A 207-nucleotide genomic window follows, 5' to 3' on the forward strand; every position below is an offset into this window, starting at 1 on the left:
CTTCGGTTTCAAAAAACTTTTAATTGAAGAGTTTGATCATGGCTCAGATTGAACGCTGGCGGCAGGCCTAACACATGCAAGTCGAGCGGAAACGAAGAGGTGCTTGCACCTCTGGCGTCGAGCGGCGGACGGGTGAGTAATGCTTGGGAATATGCCTTATGGTGGGGGACAACAGTTGGAAACGACTGCTAATACCGCATGATGTCT

Annotated in this window: 1 rRNA gene; it reads left to right on the forward strand. The window is 50.2% G+C overall.

Features of this window, described 5'->3' with window-relative positions:
* Window positions 1–20 precede the first annotated feature (20 nt).
* A 16S ribosomal RNA gene (locus tag AN394_RS21560) occupies window positions 21–207 on the forward strand; the annotation flags it as partial.

Source organism: Pseudoalteromonas sp. P1-26 (assembly GCF_001401795.1).
GTDB lineage: Bacteria > Pseudomonadota > Gammaproteobacteria > Enterobacterales > Alteromonadaceae > Pseudoalteromonas.